Source organism: Streptomyces humi, from assembly GCF_001005085.2.
Lineage (GTDB): Bacteria > Actinomycetota > Actinomycetes > Streptomycetales > Streptomycetaceae > Streptomyces > Streptomyces humi.
The window spans coordinates 1-1,236 of sequence record NZ_LBMU02000198.1; the positions used below are offsets into that span (position 1 = coordinate 1).

Annotated in this window: 1 protein-coding gene and 1 pseudogene; one reads left to right on the forward strand and one right to left on the reverse strand. The window is 72.1% G+C overall.

Features of this window, described 5'->3' with window-relative positions; all coding sequences use genetic code 11:
• Positions 1 to 229 (reverse strand): annotated as a pseudogene (locus tag AAW13_RS43885) (hypothetical protein); the annotation flags it as partial.
• Positions 230 to 694: 465 nt separating this feature from the next.
• Here AAW13_RS43885 and AAW13_RS46305 point away from each other — a divergent pair.
• Positions 695 to 1,236 (forward strand): hypothetical protein (locus tag AAW13_RS46305; protein WP_071659894.1); only part of this gene is annotated, 542 nt, incomplete at its 3' end.

The following is a 1,236-nucleotide window of genomic DNA, read 5'->3' on the forward strand; positions in this document are numbered from 1 at the left end:
GCGGGGCGACCTCGGTGCCGCGCTGCGGCGCCTGCTGGGGGGCCGGCGTGCCGTACGTCTGCGCGGTCGCCTGGGCGGAGGTGGCCGCGGCGGCCTGGGCGTCCGGCTGCGAGAGCGGGGTCGGCCCGGTCCCGTAGGAGACGGGGGCGGCGGAGCTGGGGCCGGCACCGACGGCGGTCAGTCCGCCGGCTGCTGCGACGATGAGCGCGACTTGCCGAAACTTGCGCATGGAATCCTCGGCCCTTCATTTGATCTGTGCACGGAACCTGATGAAATGACTGATGAGGCAGCGCGGTTATCGCTCTTTCGCCACCCGGGGCGGCTGGAATGGACCTTCGCCCTCACCCCGTGGGGAACGACGGGCCCGCGGAACCGGATACGGGCGCGGTGTCGTGTCACCCGTACGGCGAAATAGCATATGAGCGGCAAAGCCCGTACCGGTGACGGCAATTGGGTGACGGGCTCTCGAATGCCCGTGACCAAGGCCGGGCAATCCTCGTTCCGGTGGGGAGAAGGCGGTGGCCGAGGAGCTGAAGAGAACGAGGCGAATCGCTGCCGGCTCCGATGCGAAGTTCGCGTGCTGCTCAGGCGTACCGCTGCTGAAAGTGCAGTGTCATTACCGCACCGACTGCACGCGCGACCGCACTGAACGCAGTGGACTTTCTCATCCAGGTATCGAAGGGCCGAGGGTTTCATGCGCAAGCTTCACAAGGCCGCGCTCGTTCTGGCGGCGGCCGGCGGTCTGTCCGCCATCGGCGCCGGCGTCAGCTATGCCGACGCTCCCGTCGGATACGGCGGTGCGGCTCCGGTGCCGGCTCCGGACCAGCCGTATCCGCAGGCCCCGCCCCCGGCACCGGCTCCGCAGGCTCCGTACGCCGCCGGCCAGACGACGGGCTCGGCCCAGGCCACCGTCCCCGCCTACCCGCAGCAGCAGGCCGCCCCGCCGCAGTACCAGCAGCAGGCGCCGCCCCCGCAGTACGCTCCGCCGCAGTACCAGCAGGCCCCGCCACCGCAGTACCCCCAGCAGAGCACCGGCTACGCCGCCGCCTCGGCCTCGTCGCAGGGCTCGGCGCAGGCCTCCACCGCTCCCGTGTATCAGCCGCCGCAGGCCGCGCCGCCGCAGGCCGCCCCCGCCTACCCGCCGCAGCCGCAGTACGCCCCGCAGCCGCAGTACGCTCCGGCGCCGCAGTACGCCCCGCCGCAGTCCGCCCCGCCCCAGGTCGTACCCCAGGTCAT